Consider the following 16,919-nt stretch of genomic DNA (forward strand, 5'->3'; position numbering starts at 1 on the left):
GCGGAACTAGATCGGGAACAGATGCTGCTTTCTCGGTCGCGGTTCCTTGGCCTTGTCGCGCAGGATGTGCAGGGCCTTGCGGATCTCGAGACGCGTGGTGGACGGCTCGATCACGGCGTCGATGTAACCGCGCTCGGCGGCCACCCACGGCGTCGCCACGTGCTCGTTGTAGAAGTCGATGAATCCCTGACGGATCGCCGGAGCATTGTCGCCCGCCTCGGCCAGCTGCTTGCGCGCCATGATCGACACCGCACCCTCCGCGCCCATCACCGCGATACGTGCTGTGGGCCAGGCGAAGTTGATGTCGGCGCCGAGCTGCTTCGACCCCATCACCGCGTATCCGCCGCCGTACGACTTGCGGATCACGACGGTGACCTTGGGGATCGATGCGCACACGTACGAGAAGATGAACCGGCCACCGCGCTTGATGACGCCGATCTTCTCCTGCTCGAGCCCCGGCAGGAATCCCGGTGTGTCCGTGACCAACACGAGCGGGATCTCGAAGGCGTTGCAGATGTTGATGAAATGAGACGCCTTGTCGCTGCTCGCCGCGTCCAACGCGCCGCTGAGGTGCATCGGCTGGTTGGCCACCACTCCCACCGGACGACCGTCGACGCGGGCGAACCCGACGATGATGTTGGACGCGGTCTGTGCGGTGAGTTCGTGGAAGTCACCGTCGTCGAAGATCCGCAGCAGGATCTCGTGCATGTCGTACCCGGCGTTGTCCGAGTCCGGCATGAAGGTGTCCAACGAACGATCGTCGTCCGTGATGGTCGGCTCGAGACCGGGGTTGATGACCGGCGGCTGCTCGTGGCAGTTCGACGGCAGATACGACAGGTACTTGCGCACCCACTCGAACGCTGCCTTCTCGTCCTGAGCCACGTGGTGCACGTTGCCGTACTCGGCCTGCTTCCGGGCACTCCCGAGATCGTGGAGGCTGACGTCCTCGCCGGTGACGGACTTGATGACGTCCGGGCCGGTGACGAACATGTAGGCCTCTTCGGTGGCCACGATGATGTCGGTGTTGATCGGCGCGTACACGGCGCCGCCGGCGCACTTGCCCAGGATCACCGAGATCTGCGGGCACATGCCGGACAACGGTTCCTGCCGACGACCGAGCTCCGCGTACCAGGCCAGCGACGTGACGGCGTCCTGCACACGCGCGCCGCCCGAGTCGTTGATACCGACGCACGGGCAACCGACGTCCGCCGCGAACTCCATGATGAGCGCGACCTTGCGGCCGAACATCTCGCCGACGGTGCCGCCGAACACGGTCTGGTCGTGCGAGAACACGGCGATCGGTCGGCCGTCGACCGTGCCGTGGCCGGTGACCACACCGTCGCCGTACAGCGAGTCCTGGTTGCCGGGCGCGCGGACGAGGGCGCCGATCTCGACGAAGGAACCCGGATCGAGCAGCATGTCGATGCGCTCGCGCGCACTCGGAATGCCCTTCTTCGCGCGCTTGGCGATGGCGACGTCCCCTGCGGGTTCCCGCGCCACCTCCAACTTCTCGCGCAGTTCGGCCAGCTTGGCGGCAGTGGTGCTCACGTGTGCGACTCGCTTCCCTCCGGCGTGATCGACGCCGAAATGTCTCGCATCTTGCCCGTCAGATCCGCGGCGATCGCGCGGATGTACGGCTCGTCGATCACCGCGAGGTGGTCACCGCCGATGTGCACGATGTCCAGATTCGGTGCGAACGGCGCCCAGCCGCCGTGCGGCTCCCGCTTGCCGAGTCGAGGCTCGAGCGCGATGGCGTCGTCGTGGTACTTGTCCGCCATGTAGAGCGTGACGTCCCCGTCGTAGTGCTGGGGCCGGGCGGTCTGGATCGCGCGGTTGTCCAACCAGGACGTGCGCTGGTGCTCGATGATGCCGCTGGGGATCTTGGCGCTGCTCATCTTGACCATGTCCATGATGATCTTGATCTGGCCGTCGTCGTCGGCCTGTGCCAGCTTCTCGTACGGCAGCGGGTAGTCGACGTTGTAGAGCTTCTTGCCCACCTGCGCGTAGCGCTTCCAGCGGAGCTCGATCTCCTCCGCGGTGTCCGGGATCGGCTCGTACGGCATGACGGTGTCGATGAGCCCGACGTAGCGCACGTCGGCGCCCTCCTCGCGGAGCATCGTCGCGACGGCGTACGAGAGCACACCGCCGAGGGACCAGCCCATCAGCACGTATGGCCCGTCGCCCTGGATCTCCCGGAGCAGGGGCAGATACTCGCGGGCGCGATCCTCGATCGGTCCCTCCGTGCGCTCGAAGCCGTACATCGGCGTGTCCGCCGGGAGTCGCTTGAGCAGCGGCTCGTACACGACGCACGAACTGCCCGCGGGATGGAAGACGAACACCGGCACCGCGGTGGAGCCCTCCGGGCGAGCGCGCAGCGTGCGCACCAGTCCGGTGACGTCACCCGACTCGAGGAACGGCCGCACCACGTCGGCGAGCTGCTCGATCGTCTCCGAGTCGAGGATGTCGTCGAACGTGATCTCGCCCTTCGACCGCTCGCTCAGACGCTCCGCGAGCTTCTCGGCTGTCGGATCGTCCAGCACGGGAAGGGGATTGAAAATGCCTTTGGCGGACTGCCCCGTCACGACGGCCCACGTCGCGAAGGTGAGGCGCTCCGCGGCGTCACGCGGTGCGACGTCCGTCCCGGTCGCCTCCGCGAACGACTGTGCGTCGCCCACGTCGGTCACCGCGTCGGACACGGGCGCCTCGAACGCCGTCGCCGTGGTCGGGCCCGCCTGGCCGCTGTCGGATCCCGGTACGGTCTCGTCGACCGCCGTCTCGGGCTCGGCGATCACCGGATCCGGCTGTGCGACAGGGGGTTCCTGCTCGGGCGTCTGATCGGCGGCCTGTTCGGCCGTGCGCTCGCGTTCCTGCTGCTCGGCGAGCGCCGCGACCTCCTCGCGATTGTCCAGCGCGTAGCGGAGGTACTTCTCCACCTCACGCAGGCTGGCGTCGCGCACGGCCTGCAACTGCACCTGGGGGATGTCGAACTCGAACTCCACGCGGTTCTTGATGCGCACGGCCATCAGTGAGTCGAGACCCAGTTCGATCAACGGGATCTCGGCCGGCAGATCCTCCGGCGCGTACCCCATCGACTCGGCGACGATGATCGCGAGACGATCCTCCATCGTCTGGGTCCCGTTCGGGATCCAGCGATCGCCGAAGTCGTCGACGACCTCGGGTTCCTCCTCCACGAACGGAGCCGCCGCGGCGGAATCGCCTGCGGGAGCCAGTGATCCGACACCGCCCGCCGCGGTGACCACGGCGTCGGCGACCGGCACGAAGAGGGTGCCGTCGTTCCAGTGCACCTGGAGGGACGCACCGCCCGGATGCGGGGTGAGCGTGGTGGTGAGCGAACCGGTGGTGGGCACGGGGCGCTGCGTGACCACGGCGCCGACCGTCACGTCGCCCAGCACCTCGCCGGCGAGTGTCGACACCAGATCTCCGATGGCGGACACACCGGCCACCGGTGTCTCCCAGACGACGCGGCCGTCGGGCAACGCGACTCGCGCGCCCCCGGCGCTGCCGCTGCCCAGGTGCACCGCGGCGTCGATCCAGTGGTGTTTGCGCACGAAGGCGGTGCGTGGCGGGTCCGCGTACTCGCCGGGCCCGAACAGACTCGACATCGTCACGGCATGGCCGTGCACGTAGAGGTCGGCGAGTGCGGCGAGGAACGTCGCGGGCTCGCTCTCCTTGCGCTTGAGCGTCGCGATCAGCGTCGCGTCCGGGACACCCGTCGCCCAGGCCGTGGCGGCGACGGACATCAGCGCCACCGGATTGGGCGACAACTCCACGAAGGTGGTGTAGCCGGCATCCACGGCCAGCTTGACCGCCTGGGTGAACCAGACGGGATGGCGCATGCCCTTGGTCCAGTACTCGACACCGTGGATCGGCTCGTGACCCGCGCGGTAGAACGCTTCCCTGTCCACCGACGAGAACACCGACACGGCGAGTGGGGTGGGCTCGATGCCCATCAGTTCGGCCGCGAGCTCGCCCAGCAACGGATCGACGGCCGAGGTGTGTCCGGCGCCCTTCACGTCGAGGATGCGGCCCATCTTGCCGAGCGACTCGGCGTACTCGACCAGCTGTCGCACCGGCTCGGCCGGTCCGCCCACGGTCGTGTGCGTCGGCGCTGCGTACACGCTGGGCTCCACCCCGGGGAAGCGGTCGGTGAGGTCGGCGACCTCCTGCGCGGAGAACTCCACCAGCGCCATCGCGCCGGCCTCGGCGTCGCCGAGACCTTCCTGGCCCTCGCCGAGCAGTCGCGAACGCGCCACGATGATGCGCACCGCGTCCTCGAGGTTCAGACCACCGGCGGCGTACGCGGCGGCGACCTCACCCATCGAGTGGCCCACCACCGCGGTCGGCGCAGCGCCGTACGCACGCAGGGTCTCGACGAGCGCCACCTGGATCGCGAAGATCCCGACCTGCGAGTTCTCGAAGTCGTACGTGAGCGAGTCGTCCGAGACGATCGCCCGGATCGAGTACCCGGACTCGTCCTCGATGAGGGCGTCGACGCGATCGAGCGCCGCGGCGAACAGCGGCTCGGACGCGTAGAAGTCCTTCGCCATCGTGCGGTGCTGCGCACCGAAGCCGGAGAACACCCACACCGGGCCGTTGGACGCGGGCGCGTCGGCGGAGAACACGCCGGGGCCCGGCTTGTTGTCGGCGACGGCGCGCAGTCCGGCGACGGCCTCGGCACGCGTCGTGGCGAGCACGACGGCGCGGGAGCGCCCGTGATTACGACGGGCGAGGGACCGACCGAGAGCCTCGAGGTCCGTGGTGCTGCCGACCTCGGACTCGATCCAGTCGGCCAGATCCGATGCCGCACGACGACGGCGCGACGGCATGCTCGCCGACACGGCGAGGAGAACGGGTCCCGGCTCCGGCGCCTCCTCGGACGCGGCCGGAGACGCCGACACACCCGCGAGTACCCGCTCGATGTCCGCCGGCGTCTCCTCGGGAACGCCCACGGGCTCCCCGATCAGCGCTTCCGGATCGACCGCTGTCGAATCGAACTCCGGCGAATCGAACTCGGGTGCGCCGGCAACGCTCGGCGCCGACGCGGCGGGAACGTACTCGCGGACCACGACGTGCGCGTTGGTGCCGCCGAAACCGAAGCCGGAGACACCGGCGATGGCGGTGCCGGAGTACCGGGGCCAGTCCGTCGCGGTGTCGACGACGCGGAGCCTGGCCGCGTCGAACGGAATGTAGGGGTTGGGTCCGGCGTAGTTCAGGGACGGCGGCACCTGGTTCTCGCGCATCGCGAGGATCACCTTGATGAGCCCCGCGGCGCCCGCGGCACTCTCGAGGTGGCCGAAGTTCGTCTTCGCGGAACCGAGCAGCGCGGGCTTGTCCGCGTCGCGTCCGCGGCCGACGACGCGACCCAGTGCATCGGCCTCGATGGGGTCGCCGAGGATGGTGCCGGTGCCGTGCGCCTCGATGTAGTCGACGGTGGTGGGCACGATGCGGGCGTCGCGGTAGGCGGTCCGCAGGACGTCGGCCTGGGCGTCCGGGTTGGGCGCGGCCAGCCCGTTCGAGCGACCGTCCTGGTTGACCGCGCTGCCCGCGATGACCGCGAGCACGGTGTCCCCGTCGCGCTCGGCGTCCTCGAGACGCTTGAGCACCACCAGGCCGCCGCCCTCCGAGCGGATCATGCCGTCGGCGTCCGACGAGAACGCCTTGATGCGGCCGTCGGGTGCGAGCACGCCGGTCTGCCCGAATCCGAGCGTCGCGGCGGGCGAGAGCAGCATGTTCACGCCGCCGGCCAGGGCCAGGCTCGACTCGCCGGTGCGGAGGCTGCGCACCGCCTGGTGCACGGCGACGAGGGACGACGAGCACGCGGTGTCCAGCGCGACGGACGGCCCGCGGAAGTCGTAGAAGTAGGACACGCGCCCCGCGACGACGGCGGTCGACGTGCCGGTCAGTGCATAGGGGTGCGGGTCGGGATCGCTGACGGCGATCATCTGGTAGTCGTTGGTCGACGTGCCGATGAAGACGCCGACCTGCGCGCCCTTGAGTTCGTTGGCCGGAATCCGCGCGTCCTCCAGCGCTTCCCACGTGAGCTCCAGCGCGAGGCGCTGCTGCGGGTCGACGTTGGCCGCCTCGCGCGGCGACATGGCGAAGAACTCCGCGTCGAACGTCTTGACGTCGTCGAGGTACCCGCCGCGGGTCACCGTCTTCTCCACCGCCTCGGCGATGGCACGGTCGCCGAGGAACTCGGACCACCGGCCCTCGGGCAGATCGGTGATGCCGTCGCGTCCGCCGGACAGCATGTCCCACATCTCGTCCGGCGTGTGGCCGGCACCCGGGAAGCGGGTGGACACGCCCACGACGGCGATGTCGTGACTGTCGTCGGTGGTGCCGGACAGGTAGAACGCGTCGTCGGTGGTGCCGCTCTCCGACTCGGGCTCCCCGTCGATGATGCGTGTCGCGAGCGAGGCGATCGTGGGGTGCTGGTACGCGACCGTGGCCGTCAGCGTGACGCCGACCAGATCCTCGATGTCGCCGCTCAGCGCCACGGCGTCGCGGGACGCGAGACCGAACTCCTCCATCGGACGGTCGTCGGAGATCTCCGAGACGTCCTTGCCGGTGGCCTCGGCGACCCAGGCGCGGAGCCAGTCCCTCAGCTGCGCGACGGTCATGTCGCCCGCCTGCGGGGCCCCGGCGTCACCTGTCGGCTCCGGTGCGGACGTCGTTGTCTCTTCTTCAGCCATCAGCTCGCCAAACTACCCGCGTCGGGTGATCAGTCTTCGGGATTGTCGGGGAACGCCGTCTGCTGGTAGCCACCACGCAGCGTGCCCTCGATGTACGCCGCCTTGCAGGCCCGACGCGCGATCTTGCCGCTGGACGTACGCGGGATCGAACCGGCGGGAACCAGGAGGATGTCGCGTGCCGTCACGCCGTGGCGAGTCGAGATCGCCGCACGCACGGTGTCCGCGATGGGCTGCGGATCCGCCTTGCCGGCGCCCGGCGCCCGCTCGGCCACGATGACCAGCTGCTCCGACGAGTCACCCGGGTCTCGGGTGAGTCCGGCGCCGCCGTGCTCGAAGACGAAGTCGGGAAGCTGGTTCGCGGGCACGGCGAAGGCCGCCACGAAACCGGGGCGCAGCGCCGTGCTCGCGTCCTGGGCGGATGCCTCGAGGTCCTGCGGGTAGTGATTGCGGCCGTCGACGATGACCAGGTCCTTCACGCGACCGGTGATGTAGAGCTCGCCGTCCACGTAGACACCGAAATCGCCGGTGCGCATCCAGTTCGCGCCCTCGGCCGCACCGTCGGCGTGGCTGTTCTCCGTCTGGCGCGAGACCAGCTTGTTGTGGAAGGTCTCCGAGGTCTCCTTCTCCCGGCCCCAGTAGCCCTTGCCGATGTTCTCGCCGTGCAGCCAGATCTCACCGACGTGCCCGTCGGGAACCTCGGACGCGGAGTCGGCATCGACGATGGCGGCCCACTGGCTGCGTGCGACGTAGCCGCACGACACCTGCGGAATGGAGTTGGGCGTTCCCTCGGCGACCTGGACGACACGTCCGGAGTTGAGCTCCGTGCGGTCGACGTGGATGACCTTGGCCTCGTCCGAGTGCTTGGTGGAGGAGACGAACAGTGTCGCCTCCGCCATGCCGTACGACGGCTTGATGGCCGTCTTCGGCAGTCCGTACGGCATGAACGCGTCGTTGAACTTCTTCATCGACGTGGTGGTGACCGGCTCGCTGCCGTTGATCAGGCCGATGACGTTGGACAGGTCCAGCGACTCGCCGTTCTTCGGCAGGCCGCGCTGTGCCGCGTGCTCGAACGCGAAGTTCGGTGCAGCCGCGAACGTGCCGGCACCGTCGGACACGGCGGCGAGTTCCTTGATCCATCGCCACGGCCGCTGCACGAAGGCACGCGGGCTCATGATGGTGATGTACTTGCCGCCCAGCGCCGGCAGGATCACGGTGAGCAGGCCCATGTCGTGGAACAGCGGCAGCCACGTGACGCCGCGCGAGTCGTGGTTCAGCTCGATCGCGTCGACCATCTGCAGGGCGTTCACGCCGACGGCGCGGTGCGTGATCTCCACACCGGCCGGCACGCGGGTCGATCCGGACGTGTACTGCAGGTACGCGATCGCGTCGATGTCGGTGGGCGGCTCGGTCCAGGTGGCGCCGACGCTGTCCGGGATGGCGTCGACCGCGATGATGCGGGGGCGCTGCGCCGCGGGAAGAGCGCGGAAGAACTGGCGTACACCGGCGGCCGAGTTGGTCGCGGTGAGGATCGCCGACGGCGAGCAGTCGTCGAGCACGGCGTGCAGGCGGTCGCTGTGTCCGGGCTCGTCCGGATCGAAGAGCGGTACCGCGATGGTGCCCGCGTAGACGGCACCGAAGAACGCCACGACGTAGTCGAGACCCTGCGGAGCGAGGATCGCCACGCGGTCACCGGGCGACGTCACCTGCTGCAGGCGCGCGGCCACGGCGCGCAGACGGGCACCGAACTGCGACCAGGTGAGCTCGTGCACCTCACCGTCACGCTCCCGCGAGTAGTCCACGTAGCGGTAGGCCAGGTCGTCGCCGTTGTCCGCGACGTTCTGCTCGACGTGGCGGACCAGCGTCAGATCCTCGCGGATCACGATGTTGCCGGTGTCGTCGACGAAATCGTCGAACGAGTTACTCATCATTCTCTCCTCCGAAGCAGTGCGACACCGCCGGCTACACGACACCGCCCAGTTCTGATGTGGGCGCGGTCTGCTGGATGCACGCGCTCGTTCTCGAGCGTCGCCATCTTACTCACCGGTAAGTCTCACCGGTCCCGCTCACCGATCGTGACAGCGAGAACCACAAGCATGGTACAGACCCGCCGAGCGACGACCGTCATTCTCCCGCCAGCAGCGGAATGACCGGAGCGAAGGCGTCCATCTGCGTCGGGAAGACACCGACGTACGACATCGTCGTCCGGGCCCGCACGTTCCGGATCTGGTCCGCGATCTCCTCGAAGCTCCCGATCGCGATGTACGGCGACTCCAGGATCTGCTCGACGGTCAGACGGGTGTCGACCTCCATGTTGGGCGGGAAGCCGTTGTCGAGCGCACCGATGACCATCTCCGCCGTCTGCTCCCGATCGTCCGAGATCAGGATGGTCGTGATGGTCCAGTTCAGCTCGATGTCGGCGAACCGGTCGCCCGCAGCGGCGCGGATGAGCTCGACGCGCTCGATGCTCTTCTCCATGGTGATCTCGGACAGCTTGAGCTTGCCCTCGCGCGTGGTGCTGGGGACCAGGGAGATGATGTCGGCGTGCTTGGCTGCCATCGCGAGCATCTTCGGGCCGCCGCCGCCCACGGCGATGGGAGGCCGGGGGCCCTGGCGCGGCCGCGGGCTGCCCTGCAACCCGTTCACCTGGTAGTGCTTGCCCTGGAAGTGGCACTCCTGCCCACGCATCAGGGTATCCAGAATGGTGAGCGACTCGTCGAGCTTCTCGATGCGCACACCGGGGCTCTCGTAGGCGATGCCCGCCTTGTCGTACTCCTCCTTGAGCCAGCCCGCACCGATTCCCAGCTCGAGCCGTCCGCCGGAGATCTGGTCGATGGTCGTCGCGTCCTTCGCCAGCACCGCCGGGTGACGGAAACCGTTCGCGAGGACTGCGGTCCCGAGGCGGATCTTGTCGGTGGCGACGGCCAGCGCGCCGAGCGCGGCGATGGGGCCGACCTGGTTGCCCAGGTGGTCGGGAATCATGAAGCTGTCGAAACCCAGCTCCTCCGCCTTCTGCGCCAACTTCACGAAACGCCGTGCGCCGCCCTCGTCCGGGTTGCCCTCACCGCCTGCCGCGAAGCGGAACGTGCGCAGTGGCGCAGTGGTGGCCGCGGCGTCGGCAGAACTCATGAATTTTCTCTCCTGCAGCGTCGAGGGAAGGTGCGGTGGCCGGAGTCGAAGCCGACTCGCCACTCTAACCGTTACCGGCTCGAGACCAAAGTTGCCCCGCGCAGCACCTTCCGTCAGCTGTGAGCAGGCGTCGGAGCCGACGCGACGAGCCCCGCCGCCCAGTTCGCCGTCCACTGTGTGGCGGTGGTGCCGGCGTCGTCGACGACGTACCGAGCGTAGTTGCCGTGCACCGGATTACCCGCCGCACCGGCCAGTGCGGTCAGCGACGACGGGATGTTCCGGAGCGACATGGCCTCGGGCGGCGCCGCGCAGATGAGGTCGCCGGGAGCGCAGATCGAGAAAATCCGATCGGCGAGCGCACCGAACCCACCCTGGCGGGCACCGGTCATGGTGATTCCGGGTACGTCGAGACCGCCGAGAGCCACCTCCGCGCCCACGCCGTCCACCGGCGGGCCGATCTGCTGCGCGCTGGTGCCGTCGCGTCGGCCGTCCGCGATGACGGTGACGCCGAGGACGCGCTCCGCCGGAACCGGACCCGCCCCTGCGCCGATCGACGCGGCGAGATCGCCGACGATGACTGCTCCCTGCGAGAACCCTGCGAGCACGTAGGACGTGAGCGGGCACTCCGAGGACCGCCGCGCCAGGATCTCGTTCGCCTTCGCGGCGCCCTCCGACCGGCTGACGTTGTACGAGGCCTGGCCGTCGGGCGGGAACGCGATGGGATTCGAGAACTGCGCGACGTACGGAACCGTGTAGACCTCGGCGCGCTCGGGGCCGAACTGCTGCTGCAGCGGCTGAGTCACGTTCAGCATCAACGAGATCGGGTTGGCGGTGGGAGCGTAGGGATCGTCCGCCGCGTTCGACTCCCACGTGCCCGGCACCGAGAGCACGAACACGTCGGGGCACGACGCCGGCTGCGAGGTGGGCGGCTCGGCACCGGGAACCTGCGGCTCACCGGGACCGGGTGTCGTCAGTCGACCCGCGAGCAGGTACCAGAGCAACAGCAGGACGAGGACGACGACGAGCGCGACCGCGAGCAGGACGAGCAGTGTGCGTGCCACCGAACGCCGACGCGGCGGCCCGGGCCGACCGGATCGTGTCACGAGGCGCCGCCTATCCGCAGTACGTCGAGCGCGCGACGTCGACGTACGTCTGTGCGGTCCGCGACGCGTCCTCGGCGCTGATGGTCGCACCGGACGCCGACGCCTCGGCACCGACGTTCGCGGTGACGAAGGTGAGGACCTGGTCGTCCGCCACACCCTCGGACTGGGCGGCGCAGATGTAGCTCGCCGTGCCGATGGCGATGTCGCCGTTGCCGGCCACCGTGACGCCGCGGGACTTCAGAGCGTCGAGGAACGCGGTTCCACGGGCGTCGATCGGCACCTCGGTCGGGCCGGGGAAGCCACTGGGCACCGGCTCCGCCTCGTCGGGAGCGGTCGCCGCCGCGCCCGGACTCGTGGTCGCACCAGGCGAGGTCGACGTGGCGGACGCGGACGTGGAGGTCGGCGCCTCGGTCGTGGTCGCAGCGGCGGTGGCGCTCGACGTGAGGGACGGCGTGCTGCTGGCCGAGGAGTCGTCGCCGCCGCACGCGGTGAGCAGAGCACCGGCCGCGACGGCCAGCATCACGGGAGCGACGGTGGTGGCGAACCTCGAGGTCACGAAAACGTCCTTACTGTCATCGGGGCACGGCAACTGACAGCGGACGGTACCGGCACGGTCTGAGAGGACTCTGTGTGCGGGAAGGCCGGAGGCCGACCGCGGGGCGAAGTCCCACCGTGTCGGCACCGCCCGGTGTCGGGTCAGGGAACGATCTGGACGACGCCGTCCCGCACCGTCACGAAGCCGTTCTGGAAGTTCTGCTGGACACCGCCGGGGATGTCGAACTGATCGCTGGTGACGTATCCCAGGCGACCGTTCTCGTACCCGACGCTCTTCCACGCGTCGAATATCTGGCCGTTGAGGATGGACCACGCGCCGGTCGCGGGCGACCAGTAGATGTTGCCGCCCTGGAACTCGGTGAAGCGACCGCCGTCACGGACCGGGACCTCGTTGGTCTTCGCGAAGCCGAGTGCCCCGTTCTCCCACCCGAGCTGGCCGTACTTCTCCATGATCTTGCCCATCACGGCGTGCGTACCGGTGTCGGGCGAGAAGTACATCGCACCGATCTCGAAGCCCTGGACCGCACCCGGCTTGTTCGGGGTCTGCACCTCGTCGCGCAGCGGGTAGCCCAGCGGCCCACCCTCGTAGCCCTGGCGGGCCCACTCGTCGAGAATCGCGCCGCGCACTGCGTGCGCACCGGTCTGCGGGGTCCAGTAGACCATTCCGTTGCGGAACGAGTTGTAGCGTCCACGGCCGTCCGGGGTTCCGAGCTCACCCGACAGCGGCATGCCCAGTGCACCGGCCGGACCACCGTTGGCCGCGTACGCGCCACCGATCGCACCGGCGACCACGTTCGTGCCCCCGTCGGAGGAGAAGATGCGACCGAACCGGAAGTCCTGTGCGCGCCCACCCGCGACGTCGTACTCGGAGGTGAGGCAGTCGCCGAGCCATCCGTTGGCGCTCGCGGTGCCGCCGATGTTCCCGCCGACGCTGCACGCGGGCTTGTCCACCTCGACGCCGAGGGCGGTGGCGATCTGCGGCCATGCCTGGCGGAGCTCGAACTGCCAGTACTGCCACGAGTGGGTTCCGGACGGCCGGTAGTTGATCGAGGCCGGGATGCCGAGCTTGTTGAGCTTGGTCGCGAACGTCTGCGACGTGAGCCGCGACAGGATCTCGAGACCCATGCCGGCGTAGTTCGTGCTGATGCCGGGGACGTCGGACTGCTGGTCGTACGGTCCGGCGGTACCGCTGCCGCTCGAGACGTACAGGCTCATGCCCTTCAGCTTCTCCGCGAGAACGTACGGGTCGTGCTGAGCCCACAGCTCGCTCGACGGCACGCCCCACATGGCACCGGCGTCGAAGCCGCCCGCGTCCTGCATGGCGTACCCGATGGCCTGCGGCATGCCGAGCGTCGTGGTGCTGAGGATGCCGGAAAACGATCCGGCGAATCGGAAGAAGCCCGGGTTCCGCGCCGAGAGCGTCATCGCGGCGGTGCCGCCCATGGAGAGACCGGCGACCGCGCGCGTCTGGTTGGAGCGCCAGTCACGCTCGAGAATGGGCGGGAGCTCCTTGGTCAGGAACGTCTCCCACTTGTAGTTCCGGCCGTTGTTCTGCTCGGCCCAGTCGGAGTAGAAGCTCGACTGACCGCCGACGGGCAGCACGACGTTGACGTTCTTGTCGGCGAACCAGGACTCGGCATCGGTCTCGGCGGTCCAGCCGTTCTCGGTGTCGGTCGCGCGCATGCCGTCGAGCATCCACACCGACGGGAACGTGGCCTGCGGGTTCTTGTTCCAGTCGCGCGCGAGCAGCAGCTGCACCTGGATCGGAACTCCCATGGACGGCGAGTTCACCCACACCGCGACACGGCGGTCGGTGATCCAGTCGACCGCGGACACGGTGGCGCCGGCATCCGCCTGCGCGCGCAGCGGCGCTGCCTGGACCGGTGCCGCGTGGACCGGAGACGCGACCGCCGTGGCGGCCTGGCCCCCTGCGAGCGGAAGAACCAGCGTGACCGCCAGGGCGGACAGGATCCGCGCTCTCCGGCCGTTCGGAACTCGCATGTGTGGGACTCGCTTCCTCGAAACATCAGACTGTGCGGGGCCGTCGGCGTGCCGGAGAGGTCCGGTCCGTCGAGAGTGCCGCCGATCTTGTTCTACACGGTCACGGCGACGGTCTCGGGGAGACTCGCTGTGACTGGTGGTGCAAATGTTACTGGAGTCGCCTCAGAACATGCGACAGCCCCGAACACCGTCGCCGAAGCGAGGGCCGGGGCTGTCGACTACCGAGCTGACTCAGCCGATGTTGGCCTTCAGGTCGGGCATCATCTGCACGATCTGATCGAACCAGTAACCCCACCGGTGCGTTCCCTGCGCGGGGAAGCTGTAGGTGACGTTGCTGGCGCCGATCGAGGCCATGCGGACCTGGAACGCGCGGCTGTTGGCGAGCGCCAGAGCCTCGAGACCCATGCCGTTGGCGGTGTTGTAGTAGTCGAGCAGCGAGCCCGGGCGGTCGTAGTTGCCCGGGAGACCGCTGGCGGCCGAGACCCAGACCCGCGTGCCGTTGTCACGCAGACGCGGCGCGAAGACGAACGGGTCGTTGCGCAGCCACGCCGGGTTCCAGGGCGGTCCCCACATGCTGTCGACGTTGTAGCGACCGGCGTCGAGCATCGCGACGCGGATGGCCTCACGCATGCCGGGCGCCGAGATGTTCAGGTAGCCGGACAGCGAGCCGGCGTAGCTGAACTGGTTCGGGTGGTACGCGGCGAGCGTCAGCGCAGCGCTGCCGCCCATCGACAGACCGACGATGCCGTTGTTCTGACGCGAGAAGCCGAGGTCACCCGCTGCGAGACGGTTGGGGAGGTCCTGCGTCAGGAACGTCTCCCACTTGTACGTGATCTGCTGGCCGTTGAAGTTCGACGGTGCGTACCAGTCGGTGTAGAAGCTGGACTCACCGCCGACCGGCTGGACGACGTTGATGTTGTTGTCCGAGAGGAACGAGCCCGCATTGGTCTCGTGCTCCCAGCCGCTGATGTCCGGCGTCGCGCGGAGACCATCGAGGAGGTACACGACCTTCGACGTGTTGCCGTCGGCGGCGCGCCAGACGCGACTCTTGATCGGACCCATGGACGAGTCGGACCAGACGTCGAATCCGGCACGGATCTCGGCGTTGGCGGTGGCTCCGGTGCCCACGACCGCGAGGCCGAGGGGGATGGCGGCGGCCATCACGACGGAGACGAGGGCCTGACGCATACGTCGGCCCACTCGGGGGGTGCGCAGGCGTGAAGCCTTACGCGGCAGAGCGCTGTCGTCACCAGCGACATCGGTAACGGACCCGTCACGCATACATTCGGCCTCTCACAGTTCCGTGCAGCCGGACGGCCGCACCGCTTCGTCGATCGATATCCGGTCACGCTCCGAGGAAGACCTCGGAACCTGAACCATCGGTCTCGTCTTCCGCGCACGATTGCCCCGCGGGCGATCCTGCACGTCGACGCACATCATCTACACATATCTCCGCCGACGGAGACAGCGTTACACAAACGAGATGCCGGAATCCAGCCGGGACGTCGAAATCGGAATACTCACGACACCGAAACGCCATGACCCGGTGATCTCACTGTGACGCGGATCTCACTTGCGGCACATCGTCACGATGCGGGCCGCTCCGGGGGCATCTCCAAATTACACCGTTGTATTTCGTACTTCGGCACCCGGTCGAATCGGTACCCCGCGAGATCCAACGAGTGCTTGAAGTTCTGCACGAATCGGGCCCGCGTGAGCTCCGAACGGTAGGACGTCAGCAGTTCCTGCGTCTCCGGACAGGTCAACGCGACCTGCGCCTGCTCCACCCATTCCTCGTCCAGATAGAACGGCAGGAAGGGATGCACGTCCACCATTCCGGTGTCCGCGACCACCCAGTCCGTGTACAGGTTCTTGTCGTGTCCGATGCGGCCGTTGTCGAGCCGTTCCGTGTGCGCCGCCAACGGATACGCCAGGCCCATCTGATCCAGCACCCGGACGTCGAGCCCCACATTCATGCTGGTCATTCCCAAGTTGAGGAAGTAGACGACGTGCTCGTCGCCGCCCTCGGGAATCGGCAGGGGCGGCGGCACCACGTCCCAGTAGGTGAACTGCGCGGACGGCAGCAACAGACCGCCGTCCGGCGTGTTCTCGATGGTCTGCACCATTGCCCGCATGCGCGGGTAGTCCAGGTAGTCGCTGGCCAGGATCGGATGGCGGTGGCCGGTGTTCTCGGAGTAGAAGGCCCGCTCGTCGACGATGCCGCTACGCCCGACCGTCGTGCCCTGCGGCATGCCGGTGGTGGTGGCCGCGAAGATCGCCCAGACGACCACGCCGAGCCACAGCGCGACGCACGACACCAGCACCACGATCCCGCGCCGCAGCGGGATCGGCACCACGGCGACCGGGAGCAGCAGCAGGAACAGCGCGGGGAGCAGAGTGCGGCCGTGCATGAAGTCGCCGCCAACTCGCACCGCGTACACCGTGGAGATCAGACCCGACACGAGGGCGAAGATCACCACGGCGCTCGGCGTCCGGATCCGGGAGACCAGTCCGGCGAGACCGCGCGGCGCCTCGCCACGGCGAGCCGCACCGGGCCTGATCCGGGTGGCGGCCAGTGCCGCGGCCACGACGACCAGCACCGCGGGCACCCACAGGGCGTAGGGCCCCACGAGGTTCCACAGATACGTCGAACCCTGCGCCCACTTGGCGCCGCCGGCGTCCTTCGACACCGCGGTGTTCGGGTACGGCAGCGCGTAGTAGCCCATGCGCCAGATCTGGTAGCCCACCGGGAGCAGACCGGCGACCACGACGACGGCTCCGCGGCGGATCCATCCCGACGTCGCGACGACGAGCATGAGGAGCGCGAGGCCGCCGACGATGACGAGTTCCGGGCGGACGAGGGGCGACAGTCCGCCCCAGAACGCGATGACGAGCACGAGTGCCGTCGACGGGTTCTCCACCCGCCGGTCCGCCCACCGGAGCATCAGCCACCACAGGACCGCGATCCAGAAGATGACCAGGCACGACTCGAGGCCGGACGTCGCGAAGTCGCGTGCCGGCGGTACGGCGATGTAGACGAGCGCTCCTGCGGGGAGCGCGAGCACCGCGCGCCCGGCGTACAGGCGTGCCGTGCCGATCATCGCGACCGTGACGGCCGCCGTCGTCAGCACGAGGGCGATGGTCAGCACCACGTACTCGAGGCGGACACCGCTGAGCCACGAGAAGGCGTACACGACATAGGTCCAGGCGGCGCTCGTGTTGGTCTCGACGCGCTCGCCCGCGTTGAACACCGGCCCGTTGCCGGCCAGGAGGTTGCGGACCGTGCGCAGCACGATCAGTCCGTCGTCCGCGATCCAACGGCGGTCCCAGGCGCCCCAGAAGGTCAGCACCGCGACCACGGCGATACCGGCGACGCCGGTCGCTCGGGCCCACCCGGGCGTTCCCACCCGGTCCTCGGCCC

The 16,919-nt window shown here is 68.7% G+C and carries 9 protein-coding genes; all 9 read right to left on the reverse strand.

The features are described from left to right. Positions 1-6: 6 nt before the first annotated feature. The 9 genes from J4E04_RS22060 to J4E04_RS22100 all read right to left on the reverse strand — a co-directional run bounded on the left by J4E04_RS22060 (position 7) and on the right by J4E04_RS22100 (position 16,905). Positions 7-1,548 (reverse strand): acyl-CoA carboxylase subunit beta, encoded by a 1,542-nt coding sequence (locus J4E04_RS22060; protein ID WP_056443109.1) that lies wholly within the window; start codon positions 1,546-1,548, stop codon positions 7-9. Beyond that, positions 1,545-6,713 carry a polyketide synthase Pks13 gene (gene pks13, locus J4E04_RS22065; RefSeq protein ID WP_490149632.1) on the reverse strand — a complete coding sequence of 1,723 codons (5,169 nt, stop codon included), beginning with the start codon at positions 6,711-6,713 and terminating at the stop codon, positions 1,545-1,547. Before pks13 ends, J4E04_RS22060 begins: the two co-directional genes overlap by 4 nt. Before the next feature lie 29 nt (positions 6,714-6,742). Next, entirely contained in the window at positions 6,743-8,638 is a 1,896-nt protein-coding gene (gene fadD32, locus J4E04_RS22070) for a long-chain-fatty-acid--AMP ligase FadD32 (RefSeq protein WP_027507279.1), read from the reverse strand. Between the two features lie 196 nt (positions 8,639-8,834). After that, positions 8,835-9,839, reverse strand: a complete 1,005-nt coding sequence (locus J4E04_RS22075; RefSeq protein WP_027507278.1) for an LLM class F420-dependent oxidoreductase — start codon at positions 9,837-9,839, stop codon at positions 8,835-8,837. 113 nt (positions 9,840-9,952) lie between these two features. Next, positions 9,953-10,942 (reverse strand): cutinase family protein, encoded by a 990-nt coding sequence (locus J4E04_RS22080; protein ID WP_490149633.1) that lies wholly within the window; start codon positions 10,940-10,942, stop codon positions 9,953-9,955. Positions 10,943-10,952: 10 nt separating this feature from the next. Continuing rightward, the gene (locus tag J4E04_RS22085) at positions 10,953-11,498 is read right to left on the reverse strand and encodes a DUF732 domain-containing protein (protein ID WP_027507276.1); all 546 of its coding nucleotides are present in this window, start codon (positions 11,496-11,498) and stop codon (positions 10,953-10,955) included. 140 nt (positions 11,499-11,638) lie between these two features. Further along, positions 11,639-13,498, reverse strand: coding sequence for an alpha/beta hydrolase-fold protein (locus J4E04_RS22090; protein WP_490149634.1), 1,860 nt, complete (start codon positions 13,496-13,498; stop codon positions 11,639-11,641). Positions 13,499-13,729: 231 nt separating this feature from the next. Next, positions 13,730-14,686, reverse strand: coding sequence for an alpha/beta hydrolase (locus J4E04_RS22095; protein ID WP_490149635.1), 957 nt, complete (start codon positions 14,684-14,686; stop codon positions 13,730-13,732). A gap of 398 nt (positions 14,687-15,084) precedes the next feature. Continuing rightward, positions 15,085-16,905: an arabinofuranosyltransferase AftB family protein gene (locus tag J4E04_RS22100; protein ID WP_490150594.1), complete on the reverse strand. Its 1,821-nt coding sequence runs from the start codon at positions 16,903-16,905 to the stop codon at positions 15,085-15,087. Between the last annotated feature and the right edge of the window lie 14 nt (positions 16,906-16,919).

The organism is Rhodococcus sp. NFXS4 (genome assembly GCF_058139645.1).

Excerpts from the sequence above, each read along its gene's own strand:
- pks13 (WP_490149632.1), bottom strand. The coding sequence starts at position 6,713 with ATGGCTGAAGAAGAGACAACGACGTCCGCACCGGAGCCGACAGGTGAC.
- fadD32 (WP_027507279.1), bottom strand. The coding sequence starts at position 8,638 with ATGAGTAACTCGTTCGACGATTTCGTCGACGACACCGGCAACATCGTG.
- J4E04_RS22075 (WP_027507278.1), bottom strand. The coding sequence starts at position 9,839 with ATGAGTTCTGCCGACGCCGCGGCCACCACTGCGCCACTGCGCACGTTC.
- J4E04_RS22090 (WP_490149634.1), bottom strand. The coding sequence starts at position 13,498 with ATGCGAGTTCCGAACGGCCGGAGAGCGCGGATCCTGTCCGCCCTGGCG.
- J4E04_RS22095 (WP_490149635.1), bottom strand. The coding sequence starts at position 14,686 with ATGCGTCAGGCCCTCGTCTCCGTCGTGATGGCCGCCGCCATCCCCCTC.